General features: G+C 72.6%; 16 protein-coding genes and 1 pseudogene. 7 read left to right on the forward strand and 10 right to left on the reverse strand.

From position 1 onward, the window contains the following. Nucleotides 1-7: 7 nt before the first annotated feature. Both AOQ37_RS20565 and AOQ37_RS20570 read left to right on the forward strand, forming a co-directional pair. On the forward strand, nucleotides 8-1,627 hold the full coding sequence (locus AOQ37_RS20565) for an alpha/beta hydrolase (RefSeq protein ID WP_062646094.1): 1,620 nt from the start codon (nucleotides 8-10) through the stop codon (nucleotides 1,625-1,627). Then, nucleotides 1,628-3,118 (forward strand): FMN-binding glutamate synthase family protein, encoded by a 1,491-nt coding sequence (locus AOQ37_RS20570; RefSeq protein ID WP_062646021.1) that lies wholly within the window; start codon nucleotides 1,628-1,630, stop codon nucleotides 3,116-3,118. 25 nt (nucleotides 3,119-3,143) lie between these two features. Here the strand turns inward: AOQ37_RS20570 and AOQ37_RS20575 are convergent, their stop codons facing one another. The 3 genes and pseudogenes from AOQ37_RS20575 to AOQ37_RS20585 form a co-directional block, all read right to left on the reverse strand. Further along, nucleotides 3,144-3,926, reverse strand: coding sequence for an alpha/beta fold hydrolase (locus tag AOQ37_RS20575; RefSeq protein WP_062646022.1), 783 nt, complete (start codon nucleotides 3,924-3,926; stop codon nucleotides 3,144-3,146). 101 nt (nucleotides 3,927-4,027) lie between these two features. Next, nucleotides 4,028-5,285 (reverse strand): annotated as a pseudogene (locus AOQ37_RS20580) (arginine deiminase). A 26-nt stretch (nucleotides 5,286-5,311) separates the two neighbouring features. After that, complete coding sequence (locus tag AOQ37_RS20585) at nucleotides 5,312-6,727, reverse strand: basic amino acid/polyamine antiporter (RefSeq protein WP_062646023.1); 1,416 nt, start codon at nucleotides 6,725-6,727, stop codon at nucleotides 5,312-5,314. A 150-nt stretch (nucleotides 6,728-6,877) separates the two neighbouring features. On the opposite strand from AOQ37_RS20585, the gene AOQ37_RS20590 reads away from it, so the two are divergent. After that, entirely contained in the window at nucleotides 6,878-7,972 is a 1,095-nt protein-coding gene (locus tag AOQ37_RS20590; protein WP_062646024.1) for a baeRF3 domain-containing protein, read from the forward strand. Nucleotides 7,973-8,121: 149 nt separating this feature from the next. After that, nucleotides 8,122-9,147: a Gfo/Idh/MocA family protein gene (locus tag AOQ37_RS20595; RefSeq protein ID WP_078890283.1), complete on the forward strand. Its 1,026-nt coding sequence runs from the start codon at nucleotides 8,122-8,124 to the stop codon at nucleotides 9,145-9,147. A 13-nt stretch (nucleotides 9,148-9,160) separates the two neighbouring features. Here AOQ37_RS20595 and AOQ37_RS20600 read toward each other — a convergent pair whose 3' ends face one another. Further along, nucleotides 9,161-9,574 carry an SsgA family sporulation/cell division regulator gene (locus AOQ37_RS20600; RefSeq protein WP_062646025.1) on the reverse strand — a complete coding sequence of 138 codons (414 nt, stop codon included), beginning with the start codon at nucleotides 9,572-9,574 and terminating at the stop codon, nucleotides 9,161-9,163. Nucleotides 9,575-9,923: 349 nt separating this feature from the next. Here AOQ37_RS20600 and AOQ37_RS20605 point away from each other — a divergent pair, with 349 nt between their 5' ends. Next, a complete protein-coding gene (locus AOQ37_RS20605) occupies nucleotides 9,924-11,321 on the forward strand; it encodes a PP2C family protein-serine/threonine phosphatase (RefSeq protein WP_062646026.1) in 1,398 nt (465 codons plus the stop codon). A 24-nt stretch (nucleotides 11,322-11,345) separates the two neighbouring features. On the opposite strand, the gene AOQ37_RS20610 is transcribed toward AOQ37_RS20605, so the two are convergent. Further along, nucleotides 11,346-12,863: a DNA-binding protein NsdB gene (locus AOQ37_RS20610; RefSeq protein WP_062646027.1), complete on the reverse strand. Its 1,518-nt coding sequence runs from the start codon at nucleotides 12,861-12,863 to the stop codon at nucleotides 11,346-11,348. Between the two features lie 232 nt (nucleotides 12,864-13,095). Here AOQ37_RS20610 and AOQ37_RS20615 point away from each other — a divergent pair, with 232 nt between their 5' ends. Continuing rightward, entirely contained in the window at nucleotides 13,096-14,232 is a 1,137-nt protein-coding gene (locus tag AOQ37_RS20615; RefSeq protein WP_062646028.1) for an aminoglycoside phosphotransferase family protein, read from the forward strand. A 183-nt stretch (nucleotides 14,233-14,415) separates the two neighbouring features. Then, a complete protein-coding gene (locus AOQ37_RS20620; protein ID WP_062646029.1) occupies nucleotides 14,416-16,395 on the forward strand; it encodes an N-acetylmuramoyl-L-alanine amidase in 1,980 nt (659 codons plus the stop codon). A gap of 7 nt (nucleotides 16,396-16,402) precedes the next feature. On the opposite strand, the gene AOQ37_RS20625 is transcribed toward AOQ37_RS20620, so the two are convergent. The 5 genes from AOQ37_RS20625 to AOQ37_RS20645 form a co-directional block, all read right to left on the reverse strand. Next, a complete protein-coding gene (locus tag AOQ37_RS20625) occupies nucleotides 16,403-16,900 on the reverse strand; it encodes a hypothetical protein (RefSeq protein WP_062646030.1) in 498 nt (165 codons plus the stop codon). A 177-nt stretch (nucleotides 16,901-17,077) separates the two neighbouring features. Further along, the gene (locus tag AOQ37_RS20630; protein WP_020126126.1) at nucleotides 17,078-17,320 is read right to left on the reverse strand and encodes a DUF397 domain-containing protein; all 243 of its coding nucleotides are present in this window, start codon (nucleotides 17,318-17,320) and stop codon (nucleotides 17,078-17,080) included. A gap of 83 nt (nucleotides 17,321-17,403) precedes the next feature. Then, complete coding sequence (locus tag AOQ37_RS20635) at nucleotides 17,404-18,570, reverse strand: thiolase family protein (protein ID WP_062646031.1); 1,167 nt, start codon at nucleotides 18,568-18,570, stop codon at nucleotides 17,404-17,406. After that, a complete protein-coding gene (locus AOQ37_RS20640; RefSeq protein WP_062646032.1) occupies nucleotides 18,567-19,616 on the reverse strand; it encodes a thiolase family protein in 1,050 nt (349 codons plus the stop codon). The genes AOQ37_RS20635 and AOQ37_RS20640 overlap by 4 nt, the downstream gene beginning before the upstream one ends. Beyond that, nucleotides 19,613-20,554, reverse strand: coding sequence for a Zn-ribbon domain-containing OB-fold protein (locus tag AOQ37_RS20645; protein WP_062646033.1), 942 nt, complete (start codon nucleotides 20,552-20,554; stop codon nucleotides 19,613-19,615). Before AOQ37_RS20645 ends, AOQ37_RS20640 begins: the two co-directional genes overlap by 4 nt. Nucleotides 20,555-20,625: the final 71 nt, after the last annotated feature.

Genomic DNA, 20,625 nt, shown 5'->3' on the forward strand with positions numbered 1-20,625 from the left:
GGCACTGATGCTGGCCAAGCTGCCGACGCGGCCCGGACTGCGGCGCTGCGCGCTCGCCGCCACCGCCGCACTGACCCTGCTGGGCGCCGGCCTGCCGACGGCGACCGCGCACCGCGACGGCGGCGGGGACGACCGTTCCGGCCTCACCCGGTTCTACGGCCAGAAGGTCACGTGGTCGGCGTGCGAGGGCGACGGTATGCCCGACGACCTCCAGTGCGCCGACCTGATCGTCCCCCTCGACTACGACCGCCCCCGGTCCGGCACCCTCCACCTCGCGCTCGCCCGCTACCGGGCGACCGGCGACAAGCGCGGCTCGGTGGTGCTCAACTTCGGTGGCCCCGGTGGCCCCGGCGTCCCTGAACTCGCTTACAGCGGCGAGGAGTTCATGGGTCTCACGGACGGCTACGACGTGGTCACCCTCGATCCCCGGGGAGTCGGCCGCTCCTCCCCCGTCAGCTGCGGGGACGGTGTCGACAGCGGGCTGGCCTCCCTGGACGACGAGTCGGCCGTCACCGATCCCCAGGCGCTCCTCGACCGGCTGAAGCGGGTCGCCACCGACTGCGCCGAGCACTCCGGACCGGTGCTGCCGCACATAGGCACCGTCGAGGCGGCACAGGACCTGGACGTGCTGCGCGCGGCGCTCGACGACAAGAAGCTCAACTACCTGGGCTTCTCGTACGGCACCCGGCTCGGCGCGGTCTACGCGGCCAGGTTCCCCGACAAGGTGGGCCGACTCGTCCTCGACGGCGTCGACACCCTGACCGAACCGCTCACCGAGCAGGGCGTCGCGGGCGCCCGGGGACAGCAGGTGGCGCTGGACGACTTCGTCGGCTGGTGCACGAAGGACATCGCCTGCCCGTTCGGGCGGGACCCGCGGGTGGCCCGCGAGGAGGTCGTCCGGCTCGTGCGCTCGCTGGACGAGGACCCGGTGCCGACCGACTTCGGCGAGGACTTCTCCGGCCAGGACCTCGTGGGCGCGCTCGGGCAGGGGCTGTACAGCAAGGAGCTGTGGCCGCTGCTGGAACGGGCGCTGGCGCAGCTCATCGAGAACGGCGACGCCAGCGGCGTGCTGAGCTTCGCGACCGGCGGCCTCGCCCTTCCGCTGCCGTTCCCGCTGCGGGCCGCGGGGGGCGGCGAGCCCTCCCCCGGGGCGCTCGTCGACGAGGAGGACATCCCCCTCGACAACCTGCCAGCGGCGCTGATGGCGATCAACTGCGCGGACGATCCCGACCGGCCCCCGGCCGCGCGGATCACCGCGGACCTCCAGCGGCTGCGGGCCGCGTACGACAAGGCCTCGCCGGTCTTCGGGCAGTACCGTCTCAACGAGGTGCTGATGTGCTACGGCCGCCCCAAGGGCACCGACTTCATCCGCGACGAGGTGAAGGACCTGGGCACCCCGAAGATGCTGCTGGTCGGCACGCGCGGCGACCCGGCGACGCCGTACCGGTGGACCGTGGAGACGGCGAAGCGTCTCGGTCCGGCGGCCGTGGTGCTCGACAACAAGGGCGACGGCCACACCGGATACGGCTCGTCCAAGTGCGTGCACCGCAAGGTCGACGACTTCCTGCTGTACGGCTCGCTCCCGCCCAGCGGCAGCTCCTGCGGGCCCGACGAGGACGACGGCTGAGTGCGCCGCTACCTGCCGCTGCTGCTCGTCTGCCTCCTCGCGGCCGGGACGGCGGCCGCCGCGTCCGTCCGGTCCGCCTGGTGGTGGCTCGCGGCCGGACCGCTGCTGGCGTCCGCCGTGCTGGGCTGCCGGGACCTGCTCCAGCGCGGCCGCCCCGTACTGCGCAACCACCCGCTGGTCGGGCGGCTGCGGTACCCGGCGGAGCGGGAAGGCGCGCGTCCCGGGGGCGGCACGGCACGGGAGCCGTTCGACGGCGGCCGGGAGACGTACGAGTATCTGGTGCCCTCGCTCCGGCCGGTCGAGCCGGCCGGGGAGCCGCCGGTGGTGCGGGTGGGCGGGCCCACCTGCTCCCAGCCCTACGACATGGCGCTGCTGAACGTGTCCGCGATGAGCTTCGGGGCGCTGTCGTCGCGTGCGGTGCTCGCCCTCAACAGGGGTGCGGCGCTGGGGCGGTTCGCGCAGGACACCGGGGAGGGCGGACTGTCGGAGCACCATCTGCGCGGCGGCGGTGACCTGGTCTGGGAGATCGGGACGGGCTATTTCGGCTGCCGGGGCGAGGACGGCGGATTCGACGCCCGGGAGTTCGCGGACAAGGCGGCGCTGCCCGAGGTGAAGTGCGTGTCGTTGAAGCTGTCCCAGGGGGCGGCGCCGGGCAGCGGGGCGGTGCTGCCCGGGGTGAAGGTGAGCGCCGAGATCGCGCGGGAGCGGAAGGTCGCGGTGGGCGAGACGGTGGTGTCGCCGGCCCTGCACCGGATGTTCTCGACGCCGCGTGAACTGGTGTTGTTCGTGGCCCGGCTGCGCGAACTGGCGGGCGGCAAACCGACCGGGTTCAAGCTGTGCGTGGGTTCACGACAGGAGTTCCTCGCGGTGTGCGCGGCGATGGTGGCGGAGGGGGTGACGCCCGACTTCGTGGTGGTGGACGGATCGGAGGGCGGCACCGGCGCCGGGCCCGCGGCGTCGGCCGGGCGCCTCGGCATGCCCCTCACCGAGGGTCTGATCACCGTGCACAACGCCCTGGTCGGGGTCGGGCTCCGGGACCGGGTCCGGATCGGGGCGAGCGGTGGGGTGGCCACCGGCCGGGACATCGTCACCCGGCTCGCGCAGGGCGCCGACTACACCAACGCGGCCCGGGCGATGATGCGTGCCGTCGGCTGCGTCGGCGCCCTGCGGTGCCACACCGGGGCCTGTCCGGCCGGCGTCGCGACCCAGGATCCGCTGCGGGCTCGCGCCCTGCACGTGGCCGACAGCGCCCGGCGGGTGCTGCGCTACCAGCGGGAGACGGTTCGCGACGCCGTCGCGATCATGGCGGCGATGGGTGTCCGCGAGCCGGCCGGACTCACCCCCGGTCTGCTGGTCCGGCGGACGCGGTCCGGCGCGGTCCGCTCGTACGCGGAGCTGTACGAGTGGCTGGCGCCGGGAGAACTGCTCGCCGGACCCCCGCAGTCCTGGCAGGCGGACTGGAAGGCCGCGGACCCCGACAGCTTCGGCTGAGGGCCGGCCCGTCGGCGGACCCGGCCTACGACGGCTTGACGGTCACGAAGGCGTCGATCGCCGCCGTCAGCTCGGCCGGCTTCTCGACGGGGAGTTCATGGCCCGCGTCGAGGACGCGGACGGTGGCGTCAGGGTAGGCCTTGGCCATGCGCAGCATCTGCCCCACCGGGAGCTGGATGTCGTGGTAGCCGTGGATCATCAGGGTCGGGGCCTGGATCTCGCCGACCCGGTCCAGCACGTCGAAGGCCCGCATGGCGCCGTACAGCGTCATGACCACCTCGCGCGGGGTGTCCGCCGAGGACTTGATGTACGCGCGGATCTCGTCGCGGGGGTAGCCGGGGGCGAAGGCCCGCTGGATGTTGGCGGCGACGAACAGCTTGAAGGGGACGAGGGTGGAGGCGCCCATCAGCAGGCCCCTGCCCCGGCTGTAGGTCATCCGGCCGATGGAGTTCACCAGCACCATGCGTTCGACGCGGTCGGGGTGGGACAGGGCGACGGTCTGCGAGATCATCCCGCCCATCGAGTGGCCGACCAGCACGAACCGCTCGATGTCCAGGTGGTCGAGCAGGGCGAGGAGGTCCTTCGCCAGCTCGGCAACCGTCTTCACGCCGGCGCCGCTGCTGTCGCCGTGCCCGCGCAGGTCGAGCCGGATCACCCGGCGCCGCTGGGCGAAGTGCGCCGTCTGGTGGTCCCAGCGGTGCCGGTTCGCCGTCCAGCCGTGCACGAACACCAGGGGCACCCCGTCGCCGTCGCGCGGGCCCTCGTCGTCGTACGTCAGTGCTGCGCCGTCGACTTCGAGCTGTGGCATGGGTGCCTCCTGCGGTGCGGTCCGGACCGGTCCCGGTTACTGACGCGTACGGTAACCGGCGCGGCGGGCCGCCGTCACCGTCGGACGCCTGCCGGATCCGCTCAGAACTCCACGGGATCGCGCACCAGGGGGCAGGTCGAGCAGTGTCCGCCGCCGCGTCCGCGTCCGAGTTCGGCGCCCACGATGGTGATGACCTCGATGCCCGCCTTGCGCAGCAGGGTGTTGGTCCAGGTGTTGCGGTCGTAGGTGAAGACCACCCCGGGCTCCACGGCGACCGCGTTGTTGCCGCTGTCCCACTGCTGGCGCTCGGAGGCGTAGACGTCGCCGCCCGTCTCGACGATCCGCAGCGCGGGCAGGCCCAGCGCCTTGGCGACGACGTCGGTGAAGGGGGTGGTGCCCTCGTCGGTGATGTCGAAGCCCGGTGCCCGGTCGCTGGGGCGCAGCGATAAGGTGCGGACGCCGTCCATGATGGCCGGGTAGAGCGTCACCAGGTCGCGGTCGGCGAAGGTGAAGACGGTGTCGAGGTGCGTCGCGGAGCGCAGCCTCGGCATCCCGGCCACGATCACGCGTTCGGCGGCGCCCTGGTCGAACAGGGCCTTGGTGACCTGGGTGATGGCCTGCCGGGAGGTGCGCTCGCTCACGCCCATCAGGACGACGCCGTTGCCGACGGGCATGATGTCCCCGCCCTCGAAGGTCGCCTGGCCCCAGTCGAGTTCGGGGTCGCCCCACCACACGGCGGAGCCCGCGTAGTCGGGGTGGAAGGTGTAGACCGCCTTCATCAGCAGGGTCTCGTCGTGCCGGGCCGGCCAGTACAGCGGGTTGAGGGTGAGGCCGCCGTAGAGCCAGCAGGTGGTGTCCCGCGTGCAGAGCGTGTTGGGCAGCGGCGGCATGAGGTACTCGCGGACGCCGGTCGACTCACGGGCCAGCGCGAGGTGGCCGGTGCGGTACTCGTCCGGCAGGTCGGCGGTGGCGAGGCCGCCGATCAGGAACCTGGCCAGCAGCTCCGGTTGAAGGCTCTCCGGACAGGCGCGGGGTGGTGTCGATGAGCCCGAGGCCCACCTCGCCCGCGACGATCTTCCGGTCCAGCAGCCAGTCCCTGGCCCCGGGGATCGCCGTGGTCCGCGCGAGCAGGTCGTGCAACTCCACGACCTCCACGTCGCGTTCGCGCAGCTTGTTGACGAAGTCGGCGTGTTCGCGCTGGGCTTTCTCGACCCACATCACGTCGTCGAAGAGCAGGTCGTCGGAGTTGGTGGGGGTGAGTCTGCGGTGGGCGAGCCCTGGGGCGCAGACCAGGACCTTGCGCAGTCGGCCGACCTCGGAGTGGACGCCGTACGCGGGACGGGTGTCTTGACTGGTCACGGGGTGCCTTTCCACGAGCGGCGGACTCAGAGGCTGATCCAGGCCAGGGCCGGGGCGACCACGCCGACGACCGCGCCGGCCACCGAGACCGCGAGGACGAGGAGTTCGCGCGGGGCGAGGAGGCGCCGCCCCTGCTCCTTGCGGGCCTTGACGAACAGGGCGGTGGCGGGGGCGTAGACGATGAACGAGACGAGGAGGTACTTCAGCCCGGCCGCGTAGAGGAGGAACGCGGTGTAGACGGTGGCCAGGAGCGCGACGGCCAGTTCCCGGCGGGGCGCGGCCCGTGCGATCCGCACGGCAAAGACGGCCGCCGGCAGGAACGGGACGAGGGTCAGCGCGCTGGTCAGGTTGAGGGCGAGGTCGAAGGCGTCGTCCGAGAACATGGTGACGACCAGGACGATCTGGCTGAGCAGGGTGGTGAGCGCCAGCGCGGGGACCGGTACGTCGTCGGCCGTCGAGCGTTTCAGGAACCGGGGCATGTCGTCGTCCTGGGCGGCGACGAACAGCACCTCGGCGGCCATCAACGTCCAGACGAGACAGGCGCCGAGCACGGAGACGATCAGCCCGACGCTGACGAAGACCTGCCCCCAGGTGCCGACCGCGTGCTCCAGCACCCCCGCCATCGACGGCTGGCGCAGTGCGGCGATCTCGGCCATCGGCATGATGCCGTACGACACGATGGTGACCGACGCGAAGATCGCGAACACGCTGAGGAAGCCCAGCACGGTGGCCCGGCCGACGTCCTCGCGGCGGCGTGCGTGCCGGGAGTGGACGCTGGCGCCCTCGACTCCGGGGAACACGAAGACGGTGGCCAGCATGGTGCCCTTGACCTGGGAGAACAGCGAGCCCGCGTAGTCGGCTCCGGCGAGGTTGTCGGCGAAGACGGAGGGCTGGAGGCAGAAGAGCGCGAGCACGACGAAGACGAGGATCGGCACGATCTTGGCCACCGTCACGATCCGGTTGATCGCCGCGGCCTCCTTCACCCCCCGGCTGACGAGCAGGAGGAACAGCCACAGCCCGACGGAGGACGGGACGACCGCGAGCACGGTGTCGCCGTCCCCGAGGGCGGGGGCGATCGCGCCGATGGTCGACATGATCAGCACCCAGTACGTCACGTTGCCCACGCAGGCGCTGGCCCGGTAGCCGAACGCCGCGAAGAAGCCGAGGTATTCGCCGAATCCGGCCTTGGCGTAGGCGTAGACACCGGCGTCGAGTTCGGGGCGGCGGACGGCGAGGGTCTGGAAGACGAAGGCGAGCATCAACATCCCGGTGCCCGCGACGGCCCAGACGATCAGCGCGCCGGCGACCCCCGTCTCCTGGGCGAACCGGCTCGGCAGGGAGAAGACACCGGCCCCGACCATCGAGCCGACGACCATGGTGGTGAGCGTCGGCAGGCTCAGTTCCGCGGTGGCCGGCCGGGATCCGGTCTCGGTCTGCGTCATGGCTGCCCTACGACGGAGGGACGGAGGAGGCGCGTCGGCGGCCGCAGCGGGCCCGCCGGTCACCGCTGCGCACGTGACCACACACGCGCCCGAACATGTACGGGTATTGCTCCAAATGCCTGAAAGGCGTCGGGGACCTATCGTGCTGATATGGAGCACGCACTGAGCCCAGCGACCCTCTCCGCACTGCGCCGCCCGCGCCCCTATCCCGCGGTGTCCGTGCTGACGCCGACGCACCGGCGGGAACCCGGGAACGCCCAGGACCGGGTCCGGCTGCGCAATGTCGTGGCCGAGGCGAAGAAACAGCTGGAGACCGACCCTGCGGTCAGCCGCGAGCGGCGCGTCGACGTCGCCGACCAGCTGGACCGGGCGCTGGCCGAGGTCGACCTGGCGCACACCGAGGACGGCCTGGTCATCTATGCCGCCCCGGGCGAGCACCAGGTGTGGTCCCTGGCCCGTGCCGTCCCCGAACGCGTCGTGCTCTCCGACACCTTCCTGACCCGCAACCTCGTCTCGGCGCGGGCCGCCGAGCGGCCCTTCTGGGTCATGTCGGTCTCGGCCGACCGTGTCACGTTGTGGAACGGCGGCACCGACCGTGTCACGGAGGAACACGTCGGCGGTTTCCCGATGGTCAGGAGTCAGCCGAACTTCGACGCCGAGCGCATGGAGCGGATCGGCGACCTGCCCAGCACCTTCCGCGACGAGGACACGCGGCACTTCCTGCGCGAGGCCGACACCGCCCTGGGCAGGCTGCTGCGGGACAACCCGCGGCCGCTGTACGTGACCGGTGTGCAGGCGGCGCTGTCGCTCCTCGACGAACTGGGCGGGGCCGCCCGGGACGCGGTGCACCTCGCGCACGGCGGGCTCTCGCACGGGACCCCGGAGGCGGTGTGGCAGGCGGTGCGCCCGCTGCACGAGGCGGAGGCCCGCCGTGACACCGCGGCCGTCGCCCGGGAGCTCGACTCGGCGCGCGGGCACAAGACGTTCGCGGCCGGCGTCGACGAGCTCTGGCAGAGCGCGCGGGACGGCCGGATCCGGCTGCTGGCCGTCGAGGAGAACTACCGCGTGACGGTCCGCGACGGCGGCGACCACCTCGTGCCCGCCGTGAGCGGCGATCTCGACGCCCGCGAGGACATCGTGGACGAGATCGTCGAGCAGTGCCTGGAGACGGGAGCCGAGGTGCGCTTCGTCCCGGACGGCACCCTGGGCGACGTCGACGGGATGGCGGGCGTCCTGCGCTACTGACCGGCTCACCGGCGGGCGACCCGGCGACCCGCCCGACCGAGACCCGCCCGGCCGCGGTCCGCCCGATCGCCCCGGCCGGAGGCCCGGCAGGCCTCTCTCACCGGCGGCGTACGCTACGGCGTGATCGTCGACCGGGAGGGTGAGTACGCGTGGGTGACCTGCTGGGCGTGGCCGTTTTGGGTGCCGGACACATGGGGGCCGACCATATACGTCGCCTCGATCGCGTAGTGAGCGGTGCCCGGGTCGCCGCCGTGGCCGATCCCGACGCCGCACGCGCGAAGGAGGCCGTGGCCGGGATCGAGGAAGTGACGGTCCACACGGAGGTGGAGGCCGCGCTGGACGCCCGCGGCGTCGAGGCCGTGCTGATCGCCTCGCCCGGTCCGGCGCACCAGGAGGCGCTGCTCGCGGCCTTCGCCCGCGGGCTCCCGGTGCTGTGCGAGAAGCCCATGGTGCCGGACTCGGCCGGGGCGCTGCGGGTGCTGGAGGCGGAGGCGCGGCTGGGGCGGCGGCTGACGCAGATCGGGTTCATGCGCCGCTATGACGCCGGGTACACCAGGCTCAAGGCGCTGCTGGACGACGGGCGGCTCGGGCGGCCGCTGATGCTGCACTGCGTGCACCGCAACGTGTCCTCACCGCCCGGCTTCACCAGCGCGATGCTGATCGACAGCTCGGTGTCGCACGAGATCGACGCGGCCCGCTGGCTGCTCGGCCAGGAGCTGACCGCGGTCACCGTGCGGCGCCCGCGCCCCTCCGCCGGCGCCCCGCAGGGCCTGCTCGACCCGCAGTTCGTGCTGTTCGAGACCGACGGGGGCGCCCTGGTCGACGTGGAGATCTTCGTCAACTGCGGTTTCGGGTACCAGGTGCGCTGCGAGGCGGTGTGCGAGGCGGGCAGCGCGCGCATCGGCGACGACCAGGGCATGCTCGTCACCGCGCAGGGCTCGGCAGGCGCGCAGGTGCCCCAGGACTACCTCGTGCGGTTCGTGGACGCCTACGACCGCGAGGTGCAGGCGTGGGTGGACGCCACCCGGCGCGGTCGGGTCACCGGCCCGACCGTCTGGGACGGCTACGCGGCCTCCGTCGTCGCCGAGGCCGGGATCCGGGCCCTGGAGAGCGACACGCGCGTCGCGGTCGAACTGGCCCCCCGGCCCGGTCTGTACTCCCCGGCCGGCCGCTGACGCCGGGCGGGTCTCAGACATTGCCGAGGAGGACCTCGAGTCCCTGGTCGACGGCGGCGCCGACGTCCTCCCGGCCCGCCGCGACCACGGCGTAGCTGCGCAGCAGGAACCGGCTCAGGGCGCCCGTCTCGAACTGGAGCAGGGCCAGGCCGAGCGGGGAGTGGAACTCCACCACCGTGCGGACCGGCCCGCAGGGCCAGATGTGCACGTCCCCGCTCCCTGCCGGGCCGCTCACGCCCTGCTCCAGCAGCGCCCGTCCGAAGGTCCAGGTGACGGCCTCGCCCGCGAGGGAGACCTCCGGCGGGAAGTCGATGTGCACGGCGAACGGGTCGGCGGAGTCGTAGCGGAGCGTGGCGGGCACGGGCAGCTCCTGGTCCTCCGCGGTGATCAGGCGGGCGCGGACGGGCTGTTCAAGAGTGATGTCCATGCATGTACGACCTCGCCGGGCCCTTTTGCATTACGCGAAAGCGGTGTCCAATTCATGTGACCTGCGTCACACTGGCCGCCGCCTGGAACATCAGCCCGGCGAACAGGCGAGCGATGGTCACCTCGACCCCCTCAGGAGTCCCCCAAGTCACGTACGTCACCTACGACTTGACCCCCTCCCGGGGCACCCGGGCCGCCTCCCGGCACCCCGCCCCGAAGACAGTGGCATATGCCAGAAGCACCACTGAATCGTGTGTTGCCAAAGCCCTTACACGCCCTCGCGGGCTGTGCAACAGTCGTAACGGCCCTTGTGTCAGCCTTCGCCGTACCGTCCCGCATCGGAGTGCGTCATGCCGCCCCCTGTCTCCGCGGACCACCCAGCCGCCCAGCCGCCGGGGCGCGGCTCGGTCGACGCGCTGATCACGCAGACACGGCGGCTCAAGGGCGACATGGACGCCGTACGGCAGGACACCCGCGGCGACACGGCGGACCCGCAGGACCGCTGGCAGCGCGCGCTCTGCGACCTGGCACTGCATCAACTCGACGACCTCGACACGCATCTGGCCCAGCTGCGGGACGGACCGCCGCCCGTGCCGGCCGCCGAGCGTCCGCCCGCCGCACCGGCCGCGCCCCGGCGCGAGTCGCTGCTCAGCCGGGTCGGCAGCGCGGAGTGGAACCTGCTGACGGACGAGGCCGTCTGGTCCGAGGAGCTCTACGGCATCCTCGGCCGCGACCCCGCCGCTCCCCCGCTCACCCTCGACGAACTGCCCGCGCTCGTCCTGGACGAGGACCGGCCGAAGCTGACGTCCATGGTCACCGACTGCCTCGTCGACGCCCGGCCCATCGACGGCGAGTTCCGTGTCGTGCGCCCGGACGGCGAGCACCGCACCGTGCACATGATGGGCGAGCCGGTGCTCGACGCCGAGGGCGGCACCACCTCGATGTGGGCCGTGCTGCGGGACGTCAGCACCCTGCGCCGCAGCCAGCGGGCGGTGCGCGAGAGCGGTGACTCGCTCCAGCGGCAGCGGCACCTCGCCCAGACCGAACACCGGCTGGCGGTCGAGTTCCAGGAGGCGGTGCTGCCACCGTGGCGCGGCTCACCGCGCCTGCGGCAGCAGGGCCCCCGCTCCCTCGACCTCGCCGCCCACTACCTGCCCGCCGCGACCACCTCGCAGATCGGCGGCGACTGGTACGACGCGCTCGAACTCGCCGACGGGCAGACGCTGCTCGGCGTCGGTGATCTCACCGGCCACGGCCCCGCCGTCACCTCGACCACGGCGATGCTCCTCGGCGCCCTGCGCGGCATGGCCATGGCGGGCACCCGGCCGGCCCAACTGATGTCCTGGCTCAACGAGTTACTGGACGCCACGGACCGACCGGCCCTCGGCAGCGCGGTCTGCTGCCGCTATCTGCCGGAGACCCGCACCCTGATGTGGGCACAGGCAGGACACCCCGTCCCGCTGCTCTTCCGCGACGGGACGGGGCGCCGGCTGGACGCACCGGAGGGCGTGCTCCTCGGAGCCACCGCCCGCGCCGCCTACGGGCAGGCCGAGGAGACCCTCGAAGAAGGCGACCTGCTGTTGTTGCACACCGACGGACTGGCCCCGGCCGACCGCCTGCTCGGCCTGGCACCTCGTCTGGACCGGGCGCGCACCGCACAGGACTGTGTACGGACGGTCGTGCAGGAGTGCGGCGGGAGCGAACGCGCCGACGACGCCTGTGTGCTCGTCGCCCGGGTGACCCGGTGACCGGACCCGGCCGGCGGGACCCGCTCACACCGGAGCGCCGTCGCCCCCCTTGTTCCCCCTGCCGCCCTTCTGCTTCTGCTTCGGCAGCGCGAGCATGATCTCCTCCCTCAGTTCGCTGATCCTCGGGTAGTTGGCGTACTCCGCGGTAAGCCGGTACATCTGGCTCAGCCGGTCCCAGGTGCGCCGGGAGGAGTTCGACCCCATCGACATCAGGGCCAGGCGCGCGAACCGGTCCGCCTGCTCGGGGTCGTCGGCGATGAAACAGGCGGACGCCATGGACAGATGGTCGAAGATCTTCGACCGCTCCCGCCCGTCGACGCGCAGCGCCAGCGCCTTCTCCGCGTAGTACTGGGCGTGCACGGCCGCCTGCGGCTCGAACTCGGCCAGCGTGCGGTACGCCAGCGCCTGCATCCCGTACAGATCCTCGTCCTTGAAGGTCTGCATCCAGGACGGCGGTGTGACGTCCCCCTTGTCGGAGACGAAGAGGTCTTCCGCCCGGCCGAGGGTGCGGCGCATCGCCTGGCCCTTGCCCATCGACGCCTGCGCCCAGGCCTCGATGGTGTGGAACATCGCGCGGGTGCGCGGCGTCACGTCGTCGCCCGATCCGGACTGGGCGAGTTTCATCAGGTCGAGGGCCTCGTCGGGCCGCCCGAGGTGGACCATCTGACGGGCCGCCCGGGAGAGCGCCTCCCCGGCTCGCGGCCGGTCACCGCCCTCTCTGGCGGCATGGGCGGCGATGACGAAGTACTTCTGGGCCGTGGGCTCCAGGCCGACGTCGTGCGACATCCAGCCCGCGAGAACGGCGAGGTTGGCCGCGACGCCCCACAGGCGCCGCTGGAGATGGGAGGGGTGGTGGTAGGCGAGGATGCCGCCCACCTCGTTGAGCTGTCCCACGACGGCCTTGCGCTGAAGTCCGCCGCCGCGGGCCGCGTCCCAGGCCCGGAACACCTCCACCGAGCGCTCGAGTTCGTCCACCTCCTCCGTCCCGATCGGGGCGGCCTCGTAGCGGTCGAATCCGGCGGGGTCGGCCTGGTGCAGGAGGGGATGGTCGATGACTGGAGCGTCGGAGGAGAGGGTGGGGTCGGTGTGCAGCCACTCGTACATGGCACTGCTGAGAGCTGAGCCCGCGGCGAGCGCGGCACCCGCGCCCACCAAGCCGCGTCGGTTGAGCATGAGGTCCATTCCCGTGAATTCGGTGAGGACCGCAGCAGTCCGTTCGGGCGCCCACGGCACATCGTCGGGATGTTCCACATTCCCGCCGGCGGGCCGTTTCCCTGTACGCCCGTGCCGGACCAGACCGAGGTCCTCGATGGTCACGACACGGCCGAGACGCTCGGTGAACAGAGCCGCCAGCACCCGTGGCACCGGATCGCGCGGGATCTCTCCCGTGTCGATCCACCGCCGTACCCGCGAGGTGTCGGTCGACAGCTGGGGGTGGCCCATGGCCGCCGCCTGCCGGTTGACCAGCCTCGCGAGTTCCCCCTTGGACCAGCCGGCCAGGCCGAACAGGTCCGAGAGGCGGGTGTTGGGTTGTCCACTCACGTCAAGCCCCCAGGTTCTCGGCTGAGTTGACAGTAGCCCGGTGAAAGTTGCCGGGCGACTATTCGCCAGGGTTCGCCAGGGTTCGCCAGATGGTGTGCCAGTGGGCGATGGGTGTCAGGTAGGAAAGCGCCACCCCGACCCGGTCGCCGAGGGACATTCCCCAGGGTGCACCCGAAAGGGCCGGTCGGGGCAGCGTTCTGACGTCCGGCACACGAAGGGATCTGTTTCTCCCATGTACGCAGCATCGTCCTCCGTGTCCGCCCCGCCCCGGTCGCTGCACACCCGCCCGGGCGGCGGCGGCCCCTACCTCGACCCCGCCGCGCGGTCGGCGGCTCCCCTGCTCGGCGCCGCCACGGCCCGGCGACCCGCGGGGCTCGGCCCACAACCGCTCAGCGGGAGACTCGACCTGTCCGGCCCCCAGGGCGCCCAGCTGCGCACGGCGATCGCGTCCGTGCACCGGATCTGCCCGGAGTTCGCCCCGGTCCAGGTCCTGCGCCGCAGCGGACGTTCGGTGCTGCTGGTCGGCACGACCGGCCGCAGCACGGCCGTCGCCAAGTGTTTACTCGACCACTCCCCCGTGTGGGCCGAACAGATCCGGCACGAAATAGCCGCGTACCGCACGTTCGTCCGGCACCGCCCCCCGGTGCGGGCGCCGAGACTGATCGCGGCGGACCCGGACAACTGCACACTGGTGATCGAGCGGATGCCGGGCCGGGCCGCGGCACTCCAGCGGCACCCCACCGAGGCCCCGCCGCGGGCGGACGTCCGGGCGGCGCTCGGCGCGATCTGCCGGCTCAACGCCTGGCGGCCCCCGGCGGGCACGTTCGACGCCCCGCTCGACTACGCCACCCGTATCTCCCGCTACCACGAGCTGGGTCTGCTCACCGACCGGGACCTGGGCGACCTCCAGAAGCTGCTGCACGGCATCGCGGCCACCGCGGGCCGGCAGGGCATGGGCCAGTTCTGTCACGGCGACGCCCTCCTGTCGAACATCCTTCTGTCACCGGCCGGTCCAGTGCTGGTGGACTGGGAGCACGCGGGGTGGTATCTGCCGGGCTACGACCTGGCGACGCTGTGGTCGGCGCTGGGGGACGCGCCGGTGGCGCGCCGTCAGATCAGCCAGATCGCCCAGTCGGCGGGCCCGGCATCGCGTGACGCCTTCCTGGTGAACCTGATGCTGGTCCTGACCCGCGAGATCCGTACCTACGAGACGGCCGTACAGCGCTCGATGGACGGTGGCCCGACGGCCCCGGGTGCCCAGCCGACCGGTTCGTCGTCCGGCGAGGAACAGCGCCTGCTGCTGCGACGCCTGCACGACGACTGCCAGCTGGCCCGCCGGGCCGTGCGGGCGGCGGTCGGCACCCGCTGAGGGGACGGAGGTCCGCGGTTGCGCCTGAACGGCGGCGCGCCGCGGACCTCCGGGGTGCGTCCGCGGTGTCTTGGCGGAGGAAATCTCCCGTCTGTGGGCATGATTGACGGGCTGTCGGCAAGCCGGTGACAGTCGGCTCATGTCCGGCCCCGCACCCCCGCCCGCTCGTTCCAGGAGGCCGCGTTGCGAAAACCCGTCACCCACCCCGGATCAGGCAGACACACCCGTAGAGCCGCAGGCGCCCTGGCGTCGGCGGCTCTGCTGTTCCCGCTGCTCGGCACGGCCTCCCCCGCGCGCGCCACGGGCCCCTCGGTCGCCCCGGTGTCCGAGGCGGCCGGGCTCCAGCGGGCCTTCGCCGTCGCGGCGGCCGAGTACCACGTACCGCGGAGCCTGCTGCTGGGCGTCTCCTACCTCCAGTCCCGCTGGGACACGCACCCCGGCGCGCCGAGCGTGACCGGCGGCTACGGCCCGATGCACCTCACCGACGCGCGTGCGGCGCTCGCCGCGGCCCCGCACCACGGCCGGGGCGCGGAGGACGCCCGCGGGGACTCCGCCCGCCCGGCCCGTGCCCCTCGGACGCGGCTCCCGGCCGCCGACGAGATCCCGGCCCGGCTGCGCACCCTGCCCCGGGCGGCGGAGCTGACCGGCCTGAGCGCCGAGGAACTGCGCACGGACCCCGCGGCCAACATCGCGGGCGGCGCGGCGCTCCTCGCCGCCGCGCAGCGGAGCCTGGGCGAGCCGCTGAGCGGCGACCCGGCCGACTGGTACGGCGCGGTGGCGCGCTTCTCCGGCGCGGACGACAGCGCGACGGCCGCCGCCTACGCCGACGACGTCTACGACGTGCTGCGCACCGGGGCGGAGCGCCTCACGGACGCCGGTGGGCCGGTCGCCCTGGCCGCCCAGCCGGGCGTGGCACCGCGGACCGCCCAGCTGCGGGAGGCCGGACTGCGCACGGCCTCCAGGGACGGCACCGAGTGTCCGACGACGGTGTCCTGCGAGTGGATCCCGGCGCCGTACGAGCAGTTCGGCGACAACGACTACGGCAATCACGACCTCGGCGACCGGCCGGCCGCGCCGGGCATCAAGTACATCGTCGTGCACGACACCGAGGGCGGGTGGGAGGGGGTGCTGAACATGGTCCAGGACCCCACCTATGTGTCCTGGAACTACACCCTGCGCTCCACCGACGGTCACGTCGCCCAGCATGTGAAGGCCAAGGACGTGGCCTGGCACGCGGGCAACTGGTACGTCAACGCCAAGTCGATCGGTCTGGAGCACGAGGGCTTCCTCGCCCAGCCGGACTCCTGGTACACGGAGGCGATGTACCGGTCGTCGGCGCGTCTGGTGAAGTACCTGGCGGCGCGGTACGGCGTCCCGCTGGACCGGCAGCACATCCTGGGCCACGACAACGTACCCGGGCCGACGACCGCGACCGTCTCCGGGATGCACACCGACCCGGGCCCCTACTGGGACTGGCGGCACTACTTCGAACTGCTGGACCGGCCCTTCGCGGCGACGGCCCGCAGGAGCGGCGGTCTGGTGACGATCCGGCCGGACTACCTCGCCAACCAGCCGGTGTACACGGACTGTGTCACCAAGGGCGCGCCGTGCGCGGCGCACGGTTCGAGCGCGGTGCGGCTGTACTCCGACCACGACGAGAAGTCGGCCCTGATCAAGGACATCGGCCAGGGCTCGGCCCCGACCACCGGCGTGAACGACACCTCCTCGCGGGTGTCGACCGGCCAGCAGTACGCGGTCGCCGACCAGTGGGGTGACTGGACGGCGATCTGGTACCTGGGTCAGAAGGCGTGGTTCCGCAACCCGAAGGACCGGCCGACGGCGGTGCCCGCGGCGGGCCAGGTGGTCACCCCGAAGGACGGCCGCGACAGCGTCGCGGTCTACGGCCGCGCCTATCCGGAGGCGTCGGCCTATCCGGCGGGCGTCCCGGCCCAGGCGGTCTCCCCGCTCCCGTACACCCTGCCGAAGGGCCAGAAGTACGTGGTCGGGGACAAGGTGCCGGGTGAGTACTACTACGCGGTCACCTTCGCGACCGGCTCGCACCGGGTGGTGACCGGCGAGGACCAGTACTACGAGATCCAGTACGGGCACCGGGTGGCGTTCGTGCGGGCCGCGGACGTGAGGCTGATGTCGTCGATGTCGTAGCCGTGCCTCAGCCCTGCTGGAAGAGCTCCGCCGGGAGCGGTTTCAGCAGGGCGTAGAGGTCGTCGGTGATGGGGCGGTCCCAGGCGGCGATGGTCACCAGGACGTTGTCGCTGCGGTCGAACTGCACGCAGGAGATCCGGCCCTCGGAGAGCTTGAGGCGACGCACGATCAGCAGGTTGTCGCCCTGCATCACCGGCATGTCCTCGGTGCCGACGACGGTCACCTCCTCGTCGTTCTCCAGCGCGAGCAGCAGCTGGGCGACCTCGAAGGGGACCTCGCCCTCCTCCACCTCACGGGCCGGGGAGCCCTCGGGAAGATTGCCGATGATCATCGCGGGGCCGCGGCCGCCGAAGAGGTCGTAGCGCAGGAAGACGCCCTGGCAGCTGCCGTCGGGGGCGGGCAGCAGACCGGCACCGAGGTTGCCGGGCCAGTCGCCCGGATCCATGGCCAGGACGTCGAAGTCGGGCCCGGCGGGGGTGGCGCTGCGGCGGCGGAGGAACGACATGCCGCCATGGTACGTGGACAGAGCCGTCCGGCGACCTCCGGGAGGGACGCGGTTCGTCGTCCCGGGGCGCCGTCGCTCCCCCGGTGGCGGCGGCCGAGGACACGTGTCCGCCCGGGCCCCGCCCGGTCTCCCCGTGCGGGCGGGCTCCGGGGGCCGGCCGTGCGGCCGGCGCCGCTCTCAGGTCAGGTCGAACTCCCCCTCCCGCGCCCCCGACACGAACGCGCCCCACTCGGCGGGCGTGAAGATCAGGGAAGGGCTCTGGGGGCTGCCGCTGTTGCGCATCGCGATGAATCCTTCGACGAAGGCGATCTGGACATCCCCCCGCCCCCGGCTGCTGGACTGCCACTCGGCGTTGCTGAGGTCCAGCTCCGGCTTGTCCCAGCCCGTGAGCGGCTGCTGCTGGATGGTGCTCTCGGCCACGTCCGTGCTCCTCCCGGTTCGTCGTCCGCGAGTCAGCCTAGCGACCGGTTCCTGAGGCCGACAGAGCACGTGAGGGGGACCTTTCAGGACTCCGGTGGCCGCGCTCCCACGAGCCACATGGAGAAGAACTGCGAGCCGCCGCCGTAGGCGTGCCCGAGGACCTTCCGGGCGCGCTCCACCTGGTGTTCCCCGGCCAGGCCGCGCACCTGGAGGGCCGCCTCCGCGAAGCGGATCATCCCGGAGGCGCCGATGGGGTTGGTCGACAGGACGCCGCCCGACATGTTGACGGGCAGGTCGCCGTCGAGCTCCGTCACCCCGGCCTCGGTGAGCTTCCAGCCCTCTCCCTCGTCGGCGAAGCCGAGGTTCTCCAGCCACATGGGCTCGTACCAGGAGAACGGCACGTACATCTCGACGGCGTCGATGTCCCGGCGCGGGTCGGTGACGCCGGCCTGCCGGTAGACGTCGGCGGCGCAGTCCCGGCCGGCCCGCGGGGACACGGCGTCCTTGCCGGCGAACAGGGTGGGTTCGCTGCGCATGGCGCCGCCGAGCAGCCAGGCGGGCGGCCGGGGGGCGCGGGCGGCTCCGGCCCGGTCGGTGAGGACCATCGCGCAGGCGCCGTCGGAGGAGGGGCAGGTCTCCGAGTAGCGGATCGGGTCCCAGAGCATGGGCGAGGCCTGGACCTTCTCCAGCGTGATGTCGTGCTCGTGGAGGTGGGCCCAGGGGTTCTTCAGCGCGTTGCGCCGGTCCTTGTACGCCACCAGCGAGCCGACGGTGTCGGGGGCGCCGCTGCGGCGCATGTACGCCCGCACGTGGGGCGCGAAGAATCCGCCCGCCCCGGCGAGCAGCGGCTGCTGGAAGGGGATCGGCAGGGACAGTCCCCACATGGCGTTGGACTCGGACTGTTTCTCGAAGGCGAGGGTCAGCACGGTCCCGTGGACACGGGCCGCGACGAGCTGGGCGGCGACCAGGGCGGTGGATCCGCCGACGGATCCGGCCGTGTGCACCCGCAGCATCGGTTTGCCGACGGCGCCGAGCGCGTCGGCGAGGTAGAGCTCGGGCATCATGACGCCCTCGAAGAAGTCGGGGGCCTTGCCGATGACGACGGCGTCGATGTCGGCCCACGTCAGCTCGGCGTCGTCGAGCGCGCGTCGGGCGGCCTCGCGGACCAGCCCCGCGATCGACACGTCCCGGCGGGCCGCGACGTGTTTGGTCTGGCCGATCCCGACGACGGCCACGGGCTCCTTGCTCATCGCGGTTCCCCTTCGAGTACGGCGACCAGGTTCTGCTGGAGGCAGGGTCCTGAGGTGGCGTGGGCGAGGGCGCGGTCGGACTCGCCCCGGTGGACGCGGGCGGCGGCCTCGCCGACGCGGATGAGGCCGGCGGCCATCATCGGGTTGGCGGCGATGGCGCCGCCGGACAGGTTCACCCGCACGCTGTCGTCGAGCCGCAGCGCCTTGCGCAGGACGACCTCCTGGGCGCTGAACGGGGCGTGCAGTTCGGCGGTGTCGACGGGCCGTTCGAAGGCGCCGGCGCGTTCGGCGGCCAGACGGGTGGAGGGCGAGTCGGTCAGGTCGCGTACGCCGAGCGAGTGGGCCTCGATCCGGTGGTCGATGCCCCGGATCCAGGCGGGCCGGGAGCACAGTTCGCGGGCCCGCTCCCCGGCGGCGAGGATCACGGCCGCGGCGCCGTCCCCGACCGGCGGGCAGTCGCCGGTGCGCAGCGGCCGTACGACGTAGTCCCCCTGGGGTACCGGGCCACGGATCTGGGCGTGGGAGTTGAGGGTGGCGACGCGGCGGCTGCGGGTGCCGATCGCGGCGAGTGCGCTCTCGTCGGTGTCGCCCGCGTCGATCAGGGCCTGTGCCTGGAGGGCGGCGAGGGCGACGGAGTCGGGCCACAGCGGGGCGACGTAGTACGGGTCGAGCTGACGGGTGAGCACGTCGCGCAGGGAGCCGGGCGAGGACTTGCCGTAGGAGTAGACGAGCGCGGTGTCGGCGTCGCCGGTGAGCAGCTTGGTCCAGGCCTCGTACAGGGCCCAGGCGCCGTCCGTCTCGACATGGGACTCGGAGATGGGCGGCCAGGCGCCTACGCCGTCGAGGGCGAGGGTGAAGGAGAAGGCCCGGCCCGCGAGGTAGTCGCTGGAGCCGGAGCAGGTGAAGCCGATGTCGGCGGTCTTCAGGCCGGTGCGGTCCAGGACGCTGTGCAGCACCGGCATGAGCATCTCGACCTCGGAGAGCTCGTCGGTGGTGCGCCGGACGTCGGTCTGCGCGAAGGCCACCACCGCGATGTCCCGGGTCATAGCAGCTCCTTGTAGGCGTCGTAGTCCGCGTCGGGTTCGCCGGTGGGCCGGTAGTGGTCGGGGTAGCGGGCGCCGTCCGTCCATACGGGTTCGACGCGCAGGCCCATGCGTACCTGGTCGTAGGGAATGCCGCCGATGCGGGCGTGCAGCGCGAGATCGGCGCCGTCGAGGGCGATGTGGGCGTAGACGTAGGGCACTTCGATGTCGAGGTTCTTCGCCTTGATGTTGACGATGCAGAAGGTGGTGACGGTCCCGCGCGGTCCGACCTCGACCTGCTCGGTGGTCGGGAGGCCGCAGGTGGGACAGGCCCCGCGCGGCGGCACGTACACCTTGCGGCAGGACGGGCAGCGCTCGCCGACGGTCCTGCGGTCGGCGAGGGAGTTGATGTAGGCGGTCTGGGCGCGGCCGGGCGAGTAGGTGTAGTCGAGCCGGGCGGCGGCGACGATGCCGCCGACCGGGTCCGCGAACTCGCCCGTGCTGCCCGTGAGCCGGGCCGGTTCACCGTCGTGGGGTTCGAAGCAGGCGATGTCGGTGATGGCGCCGGTGCGTTCCCCGGCCCAGCGGATCCGGACGCGCAGGCCGGTGTGGACGGCGTCGGGGCCGGGGGCGTCGAGGGCGTGCAGGAGGGCGGTGTCGGAGCCGTCGAGGCGTACCAGTACCCAGGCGAAGGGCGTGGTGAGGGGCTGTCCGCGGCGGGGGGCGTGGTTCCAGGCCCAGGTGGTGACGGTGCCGGTGGGGGCGACCTCGACGAGGTCGCGCAGCTCGTCGGCGGTTGTGGGGTCGTACTCGACGGGCGGGACGAGGATCCGGCCGTCGGAGGCCCTCACCCCGAGGACGACCCGCTCGCGCAGCCCGGTGAGAAAGGCACTCTGGACCGGCCCGAGGGACCGGGTGAACGGAAACTCGACGACAAGCGGCGCTTTGAGTACTTCGGACATCAGGGCTGCCTCCTCGGGAAGCCGGCGTCGGCGGGAGCGCCCCCCGGAAGGGGCGCGGGGAACTGCGCGAC

Source organism: Streptomyces maremycinicus, assembly GCF_001184025.1.
In the GTDB taxonomy this organism is placed as follows: Bacteria; Actinomycetota; Actinomycetes; order Streptomycetales; family Streptomycetaceae; genus Streptomyces; species Streptomyces maremycinicus.

Excerpts from the sequence above, each read along its gene's own strand:
- AOQ37_RS20640 (WP_062646032.1), bottom strand. The coding sequence starts at position 19,616 with ATGACCCGGGACATCGCGGTGGTGGCCTTCGCGCAGACCGACGTCCGG.
- AOQ37_RS20625 (WP_062646030.1), bottom strand. The coding sequence starts at position 16,900 with ATGTCGTTCCTCCGCCGCCGCAGCGCCACCCCCGCCGGGCCCGACTTC.
- AOQ37_RS20575 (WP_062646022.1), bottom strand. The coding sequence starts at position 3,926 with ATGCCACAGCTCGAAGTCGACGGCGCAGCACTGACGTACGACGACGAG.
- AOQ37_RS20585 (WP_062646023.1), bottom strand. The coding sequence starts at position 6,727 with ATGACGCAGACCGAGACCGGATCCCGGCCGGCCACCGCGGAACTGAGC.
- AOQ37_RS20635 (WP_062646031.1), bottom strand. The coding sequence starts at position 18,570 with ATGAGCAAGGAGCCCGTGGCCGTCGTCGGGATCGGCCAGACCAAACAC.
- AOQ37_RS20645 (WP_062646033.1), bottom strand. The coding sequence starts at position 20,554 with ATGTCCGAAGTACTCAAAGCGCCGCTTGTCGTCGAGTTTCCGTTCACC.
- AOQ37_RS20600 (WP_062646025.1), bottom strand. The coding sequence starts at position 9,574 with ATGGACATCACTCTTGAACAGCCCGTCCGCGCCCGCCTGATCACCGCG.
- AOQ37_RS20615 (WP_062646028.1), top strand. The coding sequence starts at position 13,096 with ATGTACGCAGCATCGTCCTCCGTGTCCGCCCCGCCCCGGTCGCTGCAC.
- AOQ37_RS20590 (WP_062646024.1), top strand. The coding sequence starts at position 6,878 with ATGGAGCACGCACTGAGCCCAGCGACCCTCTCCGCACTGCGCCGCCCG.
- AOQ37_RS20565 (WP_062646094.1), top strand. The coding sequence starts at position 8 with ATGCTGGCCAAGCTGCCGACGCGGCCCGGACTGCGGCGCTGCGCGCTC.
- AOQ37_RS20605 (WP_062646026.1), top strand. The coding sequence starts at position 9,924 with ATGCCGCCCCCTGTCTCCGCGGACCACCCAGCCGCCCAGCCGCCGGGG.